The 16,527-nt window shown below is 74.9% G+C and carries 15 protein-coding genes; 8 read left to right on the top strand and 7 right to left on the bottom strand.

All coding sequences use genetic code 11. From position 1 onward, the window contains the following. Positions 1-103 precede the first annotated feature (103 nt). The 4 genes from ACN27B_RS02045 to ACN27B_RS02030 are packed head-to-tail and all read left to right on the top strand — an operon-like array spanning position 104 to position 3,604. Positions 104-991 carry an ABC transporter ATP-binding protein gene (locus ACN27B_RS02045; RefSeq protein ID WP_422743228.1) on the top strand — a complete coding sequence of 296 codons (888 nt, stop codon included), beginning with the start codon at positions 104-106 and terminating at the stop codon, positions 989-991. Positions 992-1,016: 25 nt separating this feature from the next. Further along, positions 1,017-1,820: an ABC transporter permease gene (locus tag ACN27B_RS02040; RefSeq protein WP_099164107.1), complete on the top strand. Its 804-nt coding sequence runs from the start codon at positions 1,017-1,019 to the stop codon at positions 1,818-1,820. A 21-nt stretch (positions 1,821-1,841) separates the two neighbouring features. Then, complete coding sequence (locus ACN27B_RS02035) at positions 1,842-2,987, top strand: sensor histidine kinase (RefSeq protein ID WP_422743226.1); 1,146 nt, start codon at positions 1,842-1,844, stop codon at positions 2,985-2,987. After that, positions 2,984-3,604: a response regulator gene (locus ACN27B_RS02030; protein ID WP_091572455.1), complete on the top strand. Its 621-nt coding sequence runs from the start codon at positions 2,984-2,986 to the stop codon at positions 3,602-3,604. The genes ACN27B_RS02035 and ACN27B_RS02030 overlap by 4 nt, the downstream gene beginning before the upstream one ends. Before the next feature lie 94 nt (positions 3,605-3,698). Here the strand turns inward: ACN27B_RS02030 and ACN27B_RS02025 are convergent, their stop codons facing one another. Both ACN27B_RS02025 and ACN27B_RS02020 read right to left on the bottom strand, forming a co-directional pair. Beyond that, positions 3,699-4,589, bottom strand: a complete 891-nt coding sequence (locus ACN27B_RS02025; RefSeq protein WP_099164109.1) for a L,D-transpeptidase — start codon at positions 4,587-4,589, stop codon at positions 3,699-3,701. A 67-nt stretch (positions 4,590-4,656) separates the two neighbouring features. Next, positions 4,657-6,102 (bottom strand): alpha-amylase, encoded by a 1,446-nt coding sequence (locus ACN27B_RS02020; RefSeq protein ID WP_099164110.1) that lies wholly within the window; start codon positions 6,100-6,102, stop codon positions 4,657-4,659. Positions 6,103-6,399: 297 nt separating this feature from the next. Between ACN27B_RS02020 and ACN27B_RS02015 the strand changes: the two genes are divergently transcribed. The 4 genes from ACN27B_RS02015 to ACN27B_RS02000 are packed head-to-tail and all read left to right on the top strand — an operon-like array spanning position 6,400 to position 11,157. After that, complete coding sequence (locus tag ACN27B_RS02015) at positions 6,400-8,118, top strand: hypothetical protein (protein ID WP_422743223.1); 1,719 nt, start codon at positions 6,400-6,402, stop codon at positions 8,116-8,118. After that, positions 8,115-9,581 carry an NADH-quinone oxidoreductase subunit NuoF family protein gene (locus tag ACN27B_RS02010; RefSeq protein ID WP_099164112.1) on the top strand — a complete coding sequence of 489 codons (1,467 nt, stop codon included), beginning with the start codon at positions 8,115-8,117 and terminating at the stop codon, positions 9,579-9,581. The genes ACN27B_RS02015 and ACN27B_RS02010 overlap by 4 nt, the downstream gene beginning before the upstream one ends. 20 nt (positions 9,582-9,601) lie before the next feature. Next, complete coding sequence (locus ACN27B_RS02005; RefSeq protein WP_099164113.1) at positions 9,602-10,213, top strand: TlpA family protein disulfide reductase; 612 nt, start codon at positions 9,602-9,604, stop codon at positions 10,211-10,213. Then, positions 10,210-11,157 (top strand): cytochrome c biogenesis CcdA family protein, encoded by a 948-nt coding sequence (locus ACN27B_RS02000; RefSeq protein WP_099164114.1) that lies wholly within the window; start codon positions 10,210-10,212, stop codon positions 11,155-11,157. Before ACN27B_RS02005 ends, ACN27B_RS02000 begins: the two co-directional genes overlap by 4 nt. On the opposite strand, the gene serS is transcribed toward ACN27B_RS02000, so the two are convergent. From serS to ACN27B_RS01975, 5 genes are all read right to left on the bottom strand, one after another. Continuing rightward, positions 11,144-12,427 (bottom strand): serine--tRNA ligase, encoded by a 1,284-nt coding sequence (gene serS, locus ACN27B_RS01995; protein ID WP_099164115.1) that lies wholly within the window; start codon positions 12,425-12,427, stop codon positions 11,144-11,146. The two genes, ACN27B_RS02000 and serS, sit on opposite strands and share 14 nt — an antisense overlap. A gap of 84 nt (positions 12,428-12,511) precedes the next feature. After that, positions 12,512-13,603 (bottom strand): MerR family transcriptional regulator, encoded by a 1,092-nt coding sequence (locus ACN27B_RS01990; RefSeq protein ID WP_422743220.1) that lies wholly within the window; start codon positions 13,601-13,603, stop codon positions 12,512-12,514. A 25-nt stretch (positions 13,604-13,628) separates the two neighbouring features. Further along, positions 13,629-14,810: a saccharopine dehydrogenase family protein gene (locus tag ACN27B_RS01985; RefSeq protein WP_099164117.1), complete on the bottom strand. Its 1,182-nt coding sequence runs from the start codon at positions 14,808-14,810 to the stop codon at positions 13,629-13,631. 31 nt (positions 14,811-14,841) lie between these two features. Next, the gene (locus ACN27B_RS01980) at positions 14,842-15,978 is read right to left on the bottom strand and encodes an alcohol dehydrogenase catalytic domain-containing protein (RefSeq protein ID WP_099164118.1); all 1,137 of its coding nucleotides are present in this window, start codon (positions 15,976-15,978) and stop codon (positions 14,842-14,844) included. Beyond that, positions 15,975-16,400, bottom strand: a complete 426-nt coding sequence (locus ACN27B_RS01975; protein WP_091572498.1) for a hypothetical protein — start codon at positions 16,398-16,400, stop codon at positions 15,975-15,977. Before ACN27B_RS01975 ends, ACN27B_RS01980 begins: the two co-directional genes overlap by 4 nt. Between the last annotated feature and the right edge of the window lie 127 nt (positions 16,401-16,527).

Raw genomic sequence — 16,527 nt, 5'->3', positions numbered from 1 at the left:
CCGGGTGGCGGCCCCGCCGCCCGGGCCGCCCTGACAAATGTCACGGGCGGAAGGTGACGGCTGCTCCCGGGTCCGGTGCGTCGCGGGCCGGAGCATCGTGGACATGACCGACACCGCACCGGCCGTCGAACTGGCCGGACTCACCAAGACCTTCGGCCCGGTGACCGCCGTCGACGGGCTCAGCCTGCGGATCACCCCCGGTGAGGTGGTGGCCTTCCTCGGCCCCAACGGCGCCGGCAAGACCACCACGGTGGACATGCTGCTCGGGCTGGCCCGCCCGGACGCGGGCGCCGTCCGGCTCTTCGGCGGCACCCCGGCCGACGCCGTCCGGCTCGGCCGGGTCGCCGCCGTGATGCAGACCGGCGGCCTGCTCAAGGACCTCACCGTCACCGAGACGGTACGGATGACCGCGCACTTCTACGGCCACACCCGACCGGTCACCGAGGTGCTGGAGCGGGCCGGCATCGCCGAGATCGCCGACCGGCCGGTGGGTCGGTGCTCGGGCGGCCAGCAGCAGCGACTGCGGTTCGCGCTGGCGCTGCTGCCGGATCCGGACCTGATGGTGCTGGACGAGCCGACCACCGGCATGGACGTCGAGGGGCGGCGCGACTTCTGGCAGGCGATCCGGGCCGACGCCCGCTCCGGCCGTACCGTCCTGTTCGCCACCCACTACCTGGACGAGGCGGACGCGTACGCGGACCGGATCGTGCTGGTCCGCCAGGGGCGGGTGGTGGCCGACGGGACCACCGCGGAGATCAAGAACCTGGCCGCCGGCCGGGTGGTGCGGGCCACGCTGGCCGGCGCCGACCAGGCCGCGCTCGCCGCGCTGCCCGGCGTGCGCTCGGTCGAGGTACGCGGCGACGCGATCCTGGTGCACAGCGAGGACTCCGACGTGGTCGCCCGGCACCTGCTGACCCGGACCGACGCCCGGGACCTGGAGATCACCTCCCGCAACCTCGAGGACGCGTTCCTCGCCCTCACCGCCGCCTGACACCGACCTTCCCGGGAGCATCGCCATGACCGCCACCTCCTCGCCCACCACCACCGAGCCCCGCCGGGCCGACCGCCGGCCCCCCGCGCTCGGTGGCTTCTGCACCCCGGTGCTCGCCATCGAGATCCGCCGGGTGCTGCGCAACCGCCGCACGCTGATGTTCATCCTGGTCATGCCGGCGGTGTTCTTCCTCCTGTTCGGACTGCCCTCGCGCGGCGAGAAGCTGGACAACGGCCTGCCGGTCACCGGTTGGATCATGATCAGCCTGGCCGTGTACGCGGCCATGGTCGCCACCACCAGCGCCGGCGCCGCCGTGGCCACCGAGCGCGCGCTGGGCTGGAGCCGGCAGCTGCGGCTGACCCCGTTGCGTCCCGCCGCGTACGTGGCGACCAAGGTGGCCACCGCGATGGTGCTCGGGCTGCTCGGCGTGCTCGTCGAGTTCGCCGTCGGCGCCGCCTCCGGAGTCCGGCTGCCGGCGCACGTCTGGTTGGAGTCCGGCCTCACCGCCTGGATCGGCTCGCTGGTCTTCGCCGCGTTCGGCCTCTTCGTCGGCTACCTCGCCCCGGCCGAGAACGTCATGCAGTTCATGGGCCCGGCGCTGGCCATCCTGGCCATGCTGGGCGGCCTGTTCGTTCCCCTCGATCTGCTGCCCGACGTGATGCGGCAGATCGCCACGTTCACCCCGGTGTACGGGGTCGGTCAGCTCGCCCGCGCGCCGCTGACCGGCACCGGGGTGGACTGGGCGGCGGTCGCCAACGTGGCCGCCTGGACCGCGTTCTTCGGCCTCGGCGCGGCCCGGCTGTTCCGCCGGGACACCACCCGGGTCTGAGCGGGGTCTAGCGTGGTCGGCGTGACGTCGACGCCCGACCGGGTCCGGCCGGTGAACCGCCACTGGCGGTTCACCGGCTGGCTGCTCGCGGCGGTCTGGCTCTTCTTCCTCAACATCCCGTTCGTCACCGCCCTGCACCAGCCGGAGCTGTGGCGGCGGGTGCTCGGGCTCGCCTCGGTCATCGCCTTCGGCGTCGCGTACGTGCTGATCTTCGAGTGGGGTCGGGCCTGCCGGCAGCAGCACCGCCCGGTCCCGCCGGGACGGGCCCGGCTGCTGATCGCGCTGCTGCTCGCGCTCGGCCTGGTCGGCATCCCGGGCACCGGCGGCGACTGGCTGGCCACGCTGGTCTTCGTGGCCGCCGCCGCGGTGTTCCTGCTGCCGCCGGTGGAGTCGCTGGTCGTGGTGGCGCTGGCCGCCGCGACCCCGCCGGTGACCTCGCGCCTCGTGCCGGGCTGGGAGGCGGAGAGCACCGTCGTCTTCGCGGTGCTGCTCGCCTCGTTCGCCATGTTCGGCGTGAGCCGGCTGGCCCAGCGCAACGCCGAACTCCAGGCCGCGCAGCAGGAGATCCGCCGGCTCGCGGTGGCCGAGGAACGCGCGCGGACGGCCCGCGACCTGCACGACATCCTCGGGCACTCGCTGACCGTGGTGGCGGTCAAGGCCGAGCTGGCCGGCCGGCTGCTGGAGCTGGACCCGGCCCGGGCGGCGACCGAGATCGCCGACTTGGAGCGGCTGGCCCGGGAGGCGCTGGCCGACGTGCGGGGCACCGTCGGGGCGTACCGCGGGGTGGACCTGGCGTCCGAACTGGCCGGAGCCCGGTCGGCGCTGGCCGCCGCGGGCATCGTCGCGGAGCTGCCGGAGACGGTGCCGGAGCTGCCGACGGACCGGGACGAGCTGTTCGGCTGGACGGTCCGCGAGGGGGTGACGAACGCGGTGCGGCACAGCGGCGCGCGGCGCTGTGTGATCCGGGTGGACCCGGCGGCGGTGGAGGTCCGCGACGACGGTCGGGGACCGGCCGGCGAATCGGCGGGCGCCGGGCACGGGCTGGTCGGGCTGCGGGAGCGGGCGGCCCGGTTGGACGCGACCGTGACGGTGGCCCGAGCGCCCGGCGGGCGCGGTTTCCTGCTCCGGGTCGCGGTGCCGGACACGAACGGGAGGGACCGCGGGTGACCGAGCCGATCCGACTGCTGCTCGCCGACGACCAGGCGCTGGTGCGCGGCGCGCTGGCCGCGCTGCTGTCGCTGGAGCCGGACCTGACCGTGGTGGCCGAGGTGAGCCGGGGCGACGAGGTGGTGCCGGAGGCGCTGCGTACCCGCCCCGACGTGGCGTTGCTCGACGTGGAGATGCCCGGCCTGGACGGGGTGGCCGCCGCGGCCGCGCTGCGCGGCGCGCTGCCCGCCTGCCGGGTGCTGGTGGTGACCACGTTCGGTCGGCCCGGCTACCTGCGCCGGGCGATGGAGGCGGGCGCGAACGGCTTCGTGGTCAAGGACACCCCGGCCCGGCAGCTCGCCGACGCGGTGCGCCGGGTGCACGCCGGCCTGCGGGTGGTCGACCCGACGCTGGCCGCCGAGACGCTGGCCACCGGGTCGAGTCCGCTCACCGAGCGGGAGACCGAGGTGCTGCGCACGGCCCGGGGCGGCGGCACGGTGGCCGAGCTGGCCGCGACGCTGCACCTGTCCGAGGGGACGGTCCGCAACCACCTCTCGTCCGCCATCGGCAAGACCGGGGCCCGCAACCGGGCCGACGCGGTCCGGGTGGCCGAGGCCAACGGCTGGCTGCTCGGGTAGAAGGAAGGGCCCCCTATTAACGCCTCCGGTAGAGGAAGGGCCCCTTCTTAACAGGGAGTGTTAAGAAGGGGCCCTTCCTTGCACGGCCGGGCGGTCAGGGGAGGCGGTCGACGACCACGAGGCCGGTGCCGGGTTCCAGTTCGGCGAGGAGTTGGCGCTGGGCGCTGCGGGTCAGCCGGATGCAGCCGTTGGTGACGTTCTCGCCGAGCGTGTCGTCGTTGTACCAGCTGTGCAGTCCGATGTGGGCGCCGCGCAACCCGGTCGGCACCGCGTCCGGGTCGTCGGGGATCGCGCCGAGGGCGAAGATGTCGACGCCGCCGTAGACGTCCTGCGGGGGTGGGGTGCGACCCAGCACGAACGTGCGACCGAGCGGGGTGAGCTGGCCGGACATGCCGAGGCTGACCGGCCAGGAGCGCACCGCACGCCCGTCCCGGTTCCAGGTGAGCCGGTGCGTGCGGCGCTCCACCACGATCTGGTCGCGCAGCGCCACGGTGGTCCAGCCGCCGGACGGCAGCCAGCCGACGGTGCGGTTGGCCGAGGGGAGCAGCACCGCGGTCCAGCCGGCCCGGCGTTCGACGATCGGCACGGTCAGCCGGACCCCGCTGATGGTCGGGGCGAGGAAGGCCAGCGGCCGTCCGCCGGGCGCGTCGTAGGCGGCCACGTTCCGGTCCGGGCGCAGCCCTTCGCCGAGCGGGCTGGTGTCGGCCGGGGCCGGATCGGCCGGGAAGCCGCGGGGCGCCGGGTCGTAGGTGATCACCGGGAGGTCGGTCGGTGCGGGCGCGGCGGGCGGGACGGACTCCAGCGGCGACGGGCTCGGTGAGGCCGTCGGGGACGTCGGCGGCGCGGCGACGGTCGGCGCGGGCGGCGGAGCGCCGGCGGTGAGCGCGCGGCCCACCAGCAGCGCGACGACCAGCAGCAGCGGTACGCCGAGCGCGGCGAGCAGCCAGCCGGGAGGCCGGCGCGCGGAGAACCGGTCGAACAGCACGAAACTGACTGTAACCGAACGGAAGCCCCCGTACCGCGAAGTGCGGCACGGGGGCTTCCGGGTGAGGTCAGCTCAGTTTCGCGCCGACGTGGATGGCGATCGCGTCGTGCGCGTTGACGGTGGCCGCGAACCAGCCCGCCGAGTCCACGGTGATCACCGGTCCGCTGCACGAGCCGTTGCTGAACGTGCCGTGGATGACGTCGCAGTAGCGTCCGGCCGGCAGGCCGGTGTAGTACGACCGGCCGCTGATCGCGGAGTCCTCGTCGTTGACGGTCAGGTAGCCCTTGCCGGCCCGGCTGAACGCGATGTGCTGGTAGCCGTTGTCGTACCAGTTGGTGACGCCGGCGCCCTCGGTGGCGTTGCGGAAGCCGACCATGTTGGCGATGACCGGCCAGCGGTGCTCGCACTCCCAGCCCGAGTAGCAGGTGGTGTTGGTGACCTTGTTGCTGCCGTCCGACGGGGGACCCTGGTCCCGACCGGAGTACGTGAAGCTCGACATCACCGCCGGGGTGCCGTACGGCCAGGCCAGCATGAAGGCGTTGGCCAGGGCGTACTCGCCGCGGTCGCGGTAGGTGAGCACGCCGCCCTCGCGCTGGGTGTCGTGGTTGTCGGTGAAGACCACCGCCTTCGCGCTCGACAGGTAGCCCCAGGACTCGCCGAAGTTGCGCAGGTACGCCAGCCGCTCGTTGTTGAACATCCGGGCCAGGTCCTTGCCGTACCGGAACTCGTGCACGTCGCCGTTGCCGGTGTACTCGGTCGGCTGGACCGGCTCACCCGCGCCGTAGATGACCTCCTGCACCAGGTACGCCGGCCGGGACAGCTTGGCCTTGATCGCCGCGATGTCGGCGGCCGGCATGTGCTTGCTGCCGTCCAGCCGGAACCCGTCGACGCCGAGCGAGAGCAGGTCGTTGAGGTACGTGGCCAGCCGGGTGCGGACGTAGTCCGACTCGGTCTTGAGGTCGGCGAGGTTGACCAGCTCGCAGTTCTGCACCTCGTACCGGTCGTTGTAGTTGGCGATGTCGTTGTTGCCGTTGCGGCCGCAGTAGTGGAAGTCCTGCGACGAGTAGACGCCCGGGTAGTTGTAGTGGCCGTACGACGTCCCGGCCCAGCCGGTGCCGCCGTTCTCCTGCCCGGACATGTGGTTGACCACGGCGTCGACGATCACCTTGACGCCGGCGTTGTGGCAGGTGTTCACCATGGACTGGAACTGGGCCCGGGTGCCCTTGCGGGACTCGATCCGGTAGCTGACCGGCTGGTAGGACACCCACCACGGGCTGCTGTTGACGTGTTCCTGCGGCGGGGACACCTGGACGTAGCCGTAGCCCTTGGGGCCGAGCGTGCTGGTGCACTCGCTGGCCACCGACGTCCAGTTCCACTCGAAGAGCTGGACGATGACCTTCTTGCTTCCGGGGGTCGCGGCGGCGGCCGGGGGAGCCGCCACTGTGGTCGGGACGAGCAGGCTCGCGGCCAGGCCCAGGACGAGGGCCGCGGCGCGGCATCGGCGTCGATGCATCAGGACTCCTGCGGGGTGCGGGGGTGCGGGGGAGTGGAGCCTGGGGAGGGCGTCAGTGCCGGCTTCTTGCAACCGGCGCTGAAATTTTCCGCAAGGTTACGAGTGTGTTGCAAGGACTGTCAATGCATGGGCATCCGTCGTTGCGTTGGGTGCTACACGCGCGCCCGGTCGGGACGGTTCGAGGAATCGGCCGAGAAATTCCTTACCGGAGGTGATCCGTCCGGGGCGTCGCTCCGTACCTGAGGTGGGAGCAGGGTCGGCCGGTGGGGGCGCCGCCGCGAGACGATCGAGGAGCAGATGGCCCGGGCACAGCAGAACGAGAAGGCGATGACCGTCCGGACCACCACCACCAGCCGTGGTGTCCGGACCATGTCGAAGTCCGCGATGGTGGCGCTGACCGCCTCCGCGCTCGGCCTCGCGTGGGCGGGTGTCGAGCTCGCCGGCGCCGGCGGCCTCATGTACTCGTACGGATTCTTCTTCACCGAGTTCTTCGCCGGGGTGGTCGCCCTGGTCTCACTGAGCCTCACCGTGATGCTGGGGCTGCTCGCCACCGACCGGCTGGTGCTGCTCATCCGGCACCGGGTGCTGCTCCAGTCGGCGCACCGCGCCACCGGCGTGCTCGGCGTGGCCGGGCTGCTGTTCCACGTCATCACCAAGATCGCGATCGGGCGGGCCGGGCCCACCGACGCGGTGGTGCCGTTCGTCGGCGGCAGCGGCCTCTACGTCGGGCTCGGCACCGTCGCCGCGCTGCTGATGGTCAGCGTGCTCTGGACCGGCCTGATCCGGGTCCGGTTCGCCGGCGTCGGTCCGAAGTGGTTCTGGCGGGCGCTGCACTCGATGGCGTACGTGTCCTGGCCGTTCGCGCTGCTGCACGGGCTCAACGCGGGCCGGACGGCGGCCGGTTGGGTGGTGCTCAGCTACCTCGCCTGCGTGCTGCTCGTGGTGATGGCACTGCTGGTGCGCGTCTCCGTCCACCTCGGCAAGCGCAGCCGCGAGCAGCACCAGGCCGCCGCGCTGAACAAGGCGATGGCGGGCAAGGGCGAGGAGCGCACCGGCGTGTTCGCCGCGCTCGGCCGCAAGAAGGCCGCCGACAAGGAGGAGAGCGGCGCCGGCCGGGGCCGCTGGGCCGAGGCGACCGCCACCTGGACCGCGCCGGCCGGCACCGCCCGCCGGCGGGACCCCGAGCGGTTCGCCGTACCGGTGGTGCCGGAACCCGGATCGCTGCGCGAGCCGGTGCGCGCGGCCGCCGCCCGGCGGCGCGGCGGGGAGACGGACGCGCCGGAACGCCGCGTCCGGACGCAGGAGGTCCCGGCCGCGCGGCGCACCTCGCGGCGCGGGGACGACGAGCGCGAGCCGGTACGCCGCGGCCGGGACTCCGAGCGGGTGCCCGCCGTCCGGCGGAACACCGAGGAGTTGGAGCCGGTCGGCCGGCGGGACGGGGAGCGGTCCCGTCGCCGCCGCCGGGACGACGAGGAGCGGGTGAGCCGCCGGTCCCGGGCCGACGAGGACATGGTCGCGCAGTACTCGGCCCCGCCGGAGAGCGGCGGCCGGCACTCCGCCCCGCCGGACACCGGCGGACGCCACTCGGCCCCGCCGGACAACGGCCGGTACGCCACCCCCGCCGAGGTGGCCCGCTACTCGGCCCCGCCGCGTCCGACGGACGAGGCGGAGGAGCCGTGGGACAGCCCGCGCCGCTGGGAGAGCCGCCCGGTCTCCGGCGAGCCGATCTCGGCCGGACCGATCTCCGGCACCCCGGTCACCGCTGAGCCGCGCAGCGGTTCCGGACGGCGCTACCGGGACGAGGAGGACGTGCCGGAGGAGCCGGACTACTGGCGCCCGCCGGCCCGCTACGCCGCCGACGACGAGTTCGTCGACGACACCCCCACGCTTGTCGACCTGGCCTCCCGCCGGGCCCTGCGGGCCACCAAGGAGAGCCGTTCCGGCCGGCGCAAGCGGGCCGACGCGGACGCGGTCGACGGCGCGTACTGGGCCGGGCTGCGGGGTGAGGCCCGATGATGCGGACGACCGTCCCCCCGGTCGCCTGCGTCGGTGAACCCCGCCTGACCGCCGGCTTCGCCGAGTTCGGCCGGCTCGACCTGCTCGCCCACGAGGAGGTGCACGGCCCGATCGGTCCGATGGAGCCGGCGGCGCTGCTGCGGCTCGCCGAGGCGATCGACCTCAAGGGCAAGGGCGGCGCGGGCTTCCCGTTCGCCCGCAAGCTGCGCGCGGTGCTGGAGTCCTGCGAGCGGCAGAACCTGTCCGCCGTGGTGGTGGTCAACGCCAGCGAGGGCGAGCCGGCCAGCTGGAAGGACAAGGTGCTGCTCACCCGGGCGCCGCACCTCGTCCTGGACGGCGCCGCGCTGGCCGCGTTCGCGCTGGACGCCGACGAGATCGTGATCGGGGTGGCCGACGACGACGTGGGCCGGCCCTCGCTGACCGAGGCGTTGCAGGAGCGGCGGATGCCGGTGCCGACCACCATCGTCACCGTGCCGCACCGGTTCATCTCCGGTGAGGGCGGCGCGCTGGTCAACGGCATCAACGGCCTGCCGCACATCCCGCCCGGCACCAAGAAGCGCTCCAGCGACTCCGGCGTCGGCGGGCTGCCCACCCTGCTCTCCAACGCCGAGACGTACGCCCAGCTCGCGGTCGCCGCCCGGATCGGCCCGTACGAGTACGCCGCGCTCGGCACCGACGACGAGCCGGGCACCGTGCTGCTCACCGTCACCGGATCGGCGAAGCGGCCGGCCGTGGTGGAGTGCGCGGCCGGCACCCCGCTGCGCGAGATCCTCGACCTGTGCGAGGTGCCGCCCGGGCCGGGCATCCTGATGGGCGGCTACCACGGCAAGTGGATCACCGCCGAGGCGGCGGAGCGGGCCGAGGTCTCCCGCAAGGGACTGGCCGCGGTGGGCGGCACGCTCGGCGCCGGCATCATCGTGCCGCTCGGCATCGACACCTGCCCGTTGGGTGAGGCCGCCCAGGTGGTCCGCTACCTGGCCGGTGAGTCCGCCGGGCAGTGCGGCCCGTGCAAGATGGGGCTGCCCGACCTGGCCCGCTCCGTCGACCTCGCCGTCTCCGGCAGCGCCCCGGTCGAGCTCGTCCGGGCCGCCGCCGGCGACGTGAAGGGGCGCGGCGCGTGCAGCCATCCGGACGGCACCGCCCGGTTCGCGCTCTCCGCCATGGAGGTGTTCGCCGACGACCTGCGGCTGCACGCCACCGGGGAGGGCTGCGGCAAACGGGTCAAGGGCACGATGGGCCTGCCCGGCGCGCCCGACGGCAACCCGCAGAAGCTCACCCTGGACTGGTCCCGCTGCGACGGGCACGGACTCTGCGCGCACGTGGTGCCGGACTTCATCCGGCTCGACGGCAACGGCTTCCCCGCCTTCCCCGCCACCCCGGTGCCGACCTGGCTGCGCGAGGGCGCGCTCAAGGCGGTCAAGGTCTGTCCCGAACTCGCGCTCCGGCTGGTCAAGGCGGAGTGACGACCACGTCAGGAGCGTCGATGGCATCACCCACCGTTCGTCGTCTCGGGGCCGCCGCCGTGCTGGCCGCCACGCTCACCGCCACGGCGGCCTGCGCGGTCGGTCCCGAGCGGACCGCGTCGGTCGGTGCGGTGGCCGCCCCGTCCGCCGCCGCGCCGACGACCGCCGCGAGCGCGTCGGCCGGCCCGTCGTCGACCGCCCCGTCGCCGACCGCGCCGGCCCGGGTGCCGAGGACGCTGGCGTTCGACGCGAAGACCCTCGACGGTACGGCGTTCTCCGCCGCCGCCCTGGCCGGGCGGCCGGTGGTGCTCTGGTTCTGGGCCCCCTGGTGCGCCACCTGCGCCAGCCAGGCGTGGACCGTCGCCGAGATCGCCCCGACCTACCGGGACACGGTGCCGATCGTCGGCGTCGCCGGGCTCGGCCAACAGAAGGCGATGAAGGAGTTCGTCACCGAGTTCGACCTGGCCGGCACCCCGCAGCTCGACGACCGCGCCGGCGCGGTGTGGCGCCGCTTCAAGGTGGTCGAGCAGAGCACGTTCGTCATCCTCGACCGGGACGGCAAGGTGGTCCACCAGGGCTTCCTCGACGGCGAGTCGCTCACCCGGCAGGTCGAGACGCTGGCCCGGGGATGACCGGCGCGCTGCTGCTCGCGCTGACCGCCGGCATGCTCGGCGCGGTCAACCCGTGCGGCTTCGCGATGCTGCCCGCGTACCTGTCGTTGCTGGTGGCCGGTCCCGGCGACGGCCGCGGCGCGGTCGGCCGCGCGCTCACCGCGACGGCCGGGCTGACCCTCGGGTACGTGCTGGTCTTCGGCGCGTTCGGGCTGGCCGTGGCGCCGGCGGCGGACTGGCTGCGGCCCCGGTTGCCCTGGCTGACCGTGACCCTCGGCGTGCTCCTGGCGCTGGCCGGCTGCTGGCTGCTCGCCGGCCGGCGGTTGCCCGCGCCCCGTCCGTTCACCACCGCGCCCCGGCTCACCCGCACCTGGCCGTCCATGGCACTGTTCGGCGCGGCGTACGCGCTCACGTCGCTGACCTGCGCCATCGCGCCGTTCCTGGCGATCGTGGTGACCAGCCTGCGGGCCGGGTCGCCGCTGCGCGGGCTGGCGCTGTTCGGCGCGTACGCCCTCGGGATGGCCCTGGTGGTCGGTGTGGCCGCGCTGGCCGTGGCGTTGCTGCGCGGGCGGGTGGTGGCCGGGCTGCGCGGCGCCGGCGCGTGGGCGCCGCGCCTGAGCGGCCTGGTGCTGCTGGTCGCCGGCGGTTACGTCGCCTGGTACGGCTGGTACGAGGTGCGCCTCGCCCTGGGCCGCCGCGACGCCTTCACCGACCCGGTGATCCGCACCGCCGCCCGGGCGCAGCAGGCACTGGTGGGCGCCGTCGACACTCTGGGCCCCGCCGTCCTCACGGCCCTCCTGACCCTGCTGCTCCTCCTCACCACCCTCACCCGCCGCCCCCGCCCCCGCGATCTTGCAGTTGGTGCCCGGGCGGAAGGGGTGAAGCGGACTTCTCACGGGCCGGAAGTGCAAGATCGCGGGGGAGAGGTGGGGGCGGGGGAGCGGGGGCGGGTCAGCGCGGGGTGAGGCGGTCGGTGCCGAGCTTGTCGCGCAGCACCTCGGGGACCACGACCGAGCCGTCGGGCTGCTGGCACTGCTCCAGGATGGCCGGGAACAGCCGGCTGGTGGCCAGCGCCGAACCGTTGAGCGTGTGCACGAACCGGGTCTGCTTCGCGCCCGGCTCGCGGTAGCGGATGGCCGCCCGGCGGGCCTGGTAGTCACCGGCCCAGGAGACCGACGACACCTCCTTGTACTTGCCGGTGCTCGGCATCCACACCTCGACGTCGAGCGTCTTCTTCATCGAGGCGCTCGCGTCACCGGCGGCGAGCAGGCTGGTCTGGAAGTGCAGACCGAGCTTGTCGACCAGGCCCTCGACGTGCCCGACCATCGCCTCCAGCGCCTCGCCCGCCTGCTCCGGCAGCGTGAACTGGAAGATCTCCACCTTGTTGAACTGGTGGCCGCGCACCGTGCCGCGCTCGTCCGAGTGCGAGCCGGCCGCCTCGCGGCGGTAGCACGGGGTGTAGGCGAACGCCTTGACCGGCAGCCGGCCCGTCTCCAGGATCTCGTCCTGGTAGGCGCCGAGGATCGCCGTCTCCGACGTGGGCAGCAGGAACTGCCCGCGCGGGGCCGACTGCCGGTCCAGGTGGTAGACGTCGTCGTAGAACTTCGGGAACTGCCCGGCGGCGAAGCCGGCGGTGTCCAGCAGCAGGTGCGGCGGGAGCAGGAACTCGTAGCCGGCCTGGATGTTCTGCTCGATCAGCCAGTTGACCAGCGCCCACTCCAGCCGGGCGCCCATGCCGGTGTACATCCAGAAGCCCGAGCCGCCGAGCTTCACGCCCCGCTCGTGGTCGACCAGGCCGAGCGCGCGGCTCAGCTCCACGTGGTCGCGCACCTTCTCGATGGCCGGCGGCTCACCGAACGTCCGCACCACCCGGTTGGCCTCCTTGCCCCCGGCGACCACGTCGTCGGCGGGCAGGTTGGGCAGCTCGCTCATCGCCGAGCGGAGCCGGGACTGCACCTCGTCGAGCTGGGACTCCAGCTCCGCGAGCTGCTTGCGCTCGGCCTCCGGGGCGACCGGCTGCGGCGTGGTGCCGGACCGCTTCGCCTCCGCGTACGCGCGCGCCTCGGCCTTGCGGCGCTGCCGCTCGGCGTCGATCTCCGTGATCAGCGCGCGTCGTTCCTGGTCGAGCCGCTGGATGTCGTCCAGCGCCCGGGTGACCTCGGCGGGATCCAGACGCTTCGCCAGCGCGGTCGCCACCGCCTCGCGATCCTTCCGGATCAACTCCATGTCGAGCATGCTGCTCGTACGCCTCCGTCCAGGCAGTCAGGTGGGACCCCCAGATGCTACCGTCGCGGCCCCGCCGGCCCGGGCCCGCCCGGTCTACAGGCGCACGGGCATGAGGACGGAGAACGCGTGCGCGTCGTCGGCCCGGCGCACCGCCAGCGGGGTGATCGGCCCGTCCAGCTCCAGCACGAGCTGCCCGCCGCCGGCGTCCAGCGCGTCGAGCAGGTACTCCCGGTTCACCCCGACCCGCAACCCGTCCGCGACCGGCGCGGCCTCCGGGTCGACCAGGCGCAGCTCGCCCCGGCCGTCCAGGCCCAGGGCCACCACCTCGTGCGCGACCCCGTCGTGCGCCCGGTGACAGACCGGGACGTCGGCCGCGGTGAGCGCCGCGCGCAGCGCCGCGCCGTCCACCGGGATCCGGTACGCGGGCGCGTCGCCGACCCGCGCGCGCAGCAGCCGGCGGACGTCCGGGAAGTCGTACGGCAGCGGGACGGCGGTCACCGGCCGGTCCCCGACCGAGACGGTCACCCGGTCCGCGGCGACCTCGGCCGCCACGGTCGGCCCGGCGTCGGTGTCCAGCGCGGCGCGCAGTTCGTCGACGGCGGCCACCGGCAGCAGCGCGGTCACCGCCGGGCCGTCGACCGTGGCGTCGACCCGGGCCACGGCCATCCGGAACCGGTCGGTGGCGGACAGGTGCACGCCGTCCGGCTCGACCGCCAGCAGCACGCCGGACAGGGCCGGCAGCTCCGGATCGGCGCCGACGGCGAAGCGTACGGCGTCCACCGCCTCGGACAGGGCGGCGCGGGACAGCACGAGTCGGGTGGTCACGGTGGTCTCCTCCGGGTCGATCAGTCGACGGATCCGGGAGAGCTCGCGTCGCGCGTCGGTGAGGCCGTCCTCCAGCCGCCGCAGGTGCGCGTCGAGCAGGCGGTGCACCTCGGCCGGCCGGTGCCGGTGCCGCAGCGCCTCGGCGATCCCGGCCAGCGGCATGCCGACCCGCCGCAGCCCGGCCACCAGGCGCGCCGGCGCCACCTGGTCGCCGGTGTACCAGCGGTAGCCGGTCACCGGGTCCACCCGGGCCGGCGTCAGCACCCCGGAACGGTCGTAGAACCGCAGGGCGCTGATCGTCAACCCGCTGGCCCGGGCCAGCTCACCGATGCTGCGAAGCTCGCTCTCCACGGCCGTCATCCTGTGACCTCGACCAGGTCGAGGGTCAACGTCCCTCGGGCAGGGTGCGGAACGTGATCCCGGCCCGGACCAGCCGGTCCAGCAACGCGTCGCCCATCGCGGCCACCGGGGTGACCTGGCCGGCGGTCTCCGGCAGGTCGTCGAACGCCAGGCAGAGCGCCGACTCGGCGAGCATCTTGGCGGTCTCGTCGTAGCCGGGGTCGCCGCCGGCCACCTCGGTCACCACCCGCCGGCCGCCGCCGGCGCCCACGAACCGCACCCGGAACCAGGACTTCGCCCGCTGCTCGGCGCTCGGCCCCTGGCCGGAGGCGAGCCGACCGAGCAGCCAGCGTCGGGTCGGCGGCACCTTGACCAGCCCGAGCACACCGGCCAGGCCGGCACCGGCCACCAGCACGGTGGGCAGCCGCTTCACCGCCGCGAAGTGCCGGTAGCGGAAGTCCGGGCCGTACTCCGGGCGGGCCGCCGCGGACCGGCGGACGACCTGCGGGTCGATGGTGGGCAGCGGGACCGCCCACTGGTCGAACTCGCGGACCCGGCCCACCTTGCCGGGCACCGCCCGCACCCGCCGCCCCTCCGGTCGCGGCTCCACCGCCCGGCGGGCCCGGGCCGCCCGGCTCGCCTCGCCGGTGCGGGCGAACGCGGTCAGCGCCGAGTGGTACGTGCCGGCGGAGAAGCGGCCACCGGCCCGCACGTAGCCGTCGACCGTGACCGGGCCGTCGGTGGGAAGCTGCTTGACCGTGTACCAGACGCCCAGGTCGTGCGGGATCGAGTCGAAGCCGCAGGCGTGCACCAGGCGCGCGCCGGTGCGCACCGCCTCGGCGTGGTGCCGCACGTACATGAGGTCGACGAACTCCGGCTCGCCGGTGATGTCGAGGTAGTCGGTGCCGGCGCCGGCGCAGGCGGCCACCAGCGGGGCGCCGTGGTGCACGTACGGACCGACGGTGCTGGCGACCACCCGGGCGCTCTCCGCCACCGCCCGCAGCGACGCCGGGTCGGTCACGTCCGCGGTGAGCAGGGGCAGGTCCGCCAGGCCGGGGTCGATCGCGGCCAGCCGGTCGCGGACGGCGGCGAGCTTGGCCGGGTTGCGCCCGGCGAGCGCCCAGCGCAGCCGGTCCGGCGCGTGCCGGGCCAGGTACTCCGCGGTCAGGCCGCCGGTGAAGCCGGTGGCGCCGAACAGGACGAGGTCGTACGGACGGTCTGCGCGCATCCGCCGAGTGTGCCATCCGCGCCCGCCCGGATCACGGGGTGAAGACCACCCGGACGCAGCCGTCGGCCCGGTCCCGGAACAACGCGTACCCGTCGGCGCCCCGCTCCAGCGGCAGCCGGTGGGTGGCCAGGTGCTCGGTCACCAGCTCGTCCCGGGCCATCCGGTCCAGCAGCTCGGGGATGGCGCCCGGCCCGGCGCGTCGGCCGCCGCGCACCACCAGACCCTTCTCCGCCACCGCGCCGACCGGGAACCGGTCGACGAACCCGGCCCCGCCGTCGAGCACCACCACCGTGCCGCCCTTGCGGCAGGCGTGCACCGCCTCGCGCAGCGCCACCCCGCCGTCCGGCTCGCCGGTCGGCCACCGCGTCGGCCCGGCCGGCGGACCCGCCGCGTCCACGCACACGTCCGGTCCCCGGCCGCCGCTGCGTTCCCGCAGCTCGGCGAGGACGTCCACGTACCGGTGGTTGAGCGCCTCGACGCCCGGATTCCGGGTCACCATCCGCAGCCGGTCGTCGTGCTCGTCGACCACGACCACCCGGGCCGCGCCGCGCGCCACTGCCGCCCCGGCGGTGAGCTGGCCCACCGCGCCCGCGCCCCAGACGGCGACCACGTCGCCGGGGCCGATGCCGCCCAGCTCCGCCCCGTGCCAGGCGGACGGGGCGGCGTCCGCGGCGAACACCGCCCGGTCGTCGTCCACGCCCGCGGGTACGGCGAACGCGCCCACGTCGGCGTACGGCACCCGGACGAACTCGGCGTGACCACCGGCGAAACCGCCGAGCCGGGCCGGCCGGCCGTAGCAGCCGGCGGTGGGCGGACCCCACTCCGGCTCGGCCGCCCCGCCGGACGTCCCGTTGTCGCAGCAGGCCAGCAGACCCTGCCGACAGAACCAGCACGCCCCGCAGGCCACCGACGCGCCGACCACCACCCGGTCCGCGACCCGGTGTCGCCGCACGTCCGGCCCGACCTCGACCACGTCGCCGACGAACTCGTGGCCGAGCACCTCGCCGGCGGCCGCCTCCGGTATCCGCCCGGCCAGCAGCGGCAGGTCGCCGCCGCAGGTCACGCTGCGACGTACCCGGACGATCATGTCGTGGGCGTTGCGCAGCTCGGGGTCGGGGACCCGGCGCACCGCGAGCGCGTCCGCGCCCTCCCAGCAGAGCGCCCTCACCCGGCGGCCCCGGGCCGGTCCAGCGGCGAGCGGTCCGCCCGCAGCACCTCCCCGGTCTCCAGGAGCTGCTTCGTCTCCCGCAGCACCTGGCGCAGGAACCGGCCCGGGTCGTCGCCGACGAGGTGCGCGGCGAACCCGGGCAGCGTCGGCTCCCCGCCCAGCGGGCGTACCGCCAGTTCGGTGCCGCGTCCACCCGGGGCCGGACGCGCGTGGACCTCCACCGCGCCGTCGAGCCGACGCAACGGCTCGGGCCACCGCCCGGGTGGCAGCACCTGGTCGGGCCGACCGGTCACGGTCACCACCTGCCAGCGCCCGGGCCGAGGGTCCGTGCCGGGCCGGCGTGCGCGCCGACGCGCCAGGACGTTCGCGCCACCGGCCGCCAGCGCGAGCGCGCCGCCGGCCCACCGTCCGGTCCGCGCCACCTGCCCTCCCGAGGTCGTGGGTCGCCGGGCGGCCGGAGCTGAATGGCCGGCCGCCCGCGTACCCCCAGGGTGGGGGTGGTCCGGGTGAGGCGGGTTCGCCCCGAAGGGGTGAACCGGCCCGGTCCGG

Source organism: Micromonospora sp. WMMD754 (genome assembly GCF_049315235.1).
GTDB lineage: Bacteria > Actinomycetota > Actinomycetes > Mycobacteriales > Micromonosporaceae > Micromonospora > Micromonospora sediminicola.
This window is presented reverse-complemented; position numbering and strand designations above follow the sequence as displayed.

Bases quoted from the DNA above. Each gene is read 5' to 3' on its own strand.
- ACN27B_RS02045 (WP_422743228.1), top strand. From the start codon at position 104: ATGACCGACACCGCACCGGCCGTCGAACTGGCCGGACTCACCAAGACC.
- ACN27B_RS02040 (WP_099164107.1), top strand. From the start codon at position 1,017: ATGACCGCCACCTCCTCGCCCACCACCACCGAGCCCCGCCGGGCCGAC.
- ACN27B_RS02020 (WP_099164110.1), bottom strand. From the start codon at position 6,102: ATGCATCGACGCCGATGCCGCGCCGCGGCCCTCGTCCTGGGCCTGGCC.
- ACN27B_RS02015 (WP_422743223.1), top strand. From the start codon at position 6,400: ATGGCCCGGGCACAGCAGAACGAGAAGGCGATGACCGTCCGGACCACC.
- ACN27B_RS02010 (WP_099164112.1), top strand. From the start codon at position 8,115: ATGATGCGGACGACCGTCCCCCCGGTCGCCTGCGTCGGTGAACCCCGC.
- ACN27B_RS02005 (WP_099164113.1), top strand. From the start codon at position 9,602: ATGGCATCACCCACCGTTCGTCGTCTCGGGGCCGCCGCCGTGCTGGCC.
- ACN27B_RS02000 (WP_099164114.1), top strand. From the start codon at position 10,210: ATGACCGGCGCGCTGCTGCTCGCGCTGACCGCCGGCATGCTCGGCGCG.
- serS (WP_099164115.1), bottom strand. From the start codon at position 12,427: ATGCTCGACATGGAGTTGATCCGGAAGGATCGCGAGGCGGTGGCGACC.
- ACN27B_RS01990 (WP_422743220.1), bottom strand. From the start codon at position 13,603: ATGACGGCCGTGGAGAGCGAGCTTCGCAGCATCGGTGAGCTGGCCCGG.
- ACN27B_RS01985 (WP_099164117.1), bottom strand. From the start codon at position 14,810: ATGCGCGCAGACCGTCCGTACGACCTCGTCCTGTTCGGCGCCACCGGC.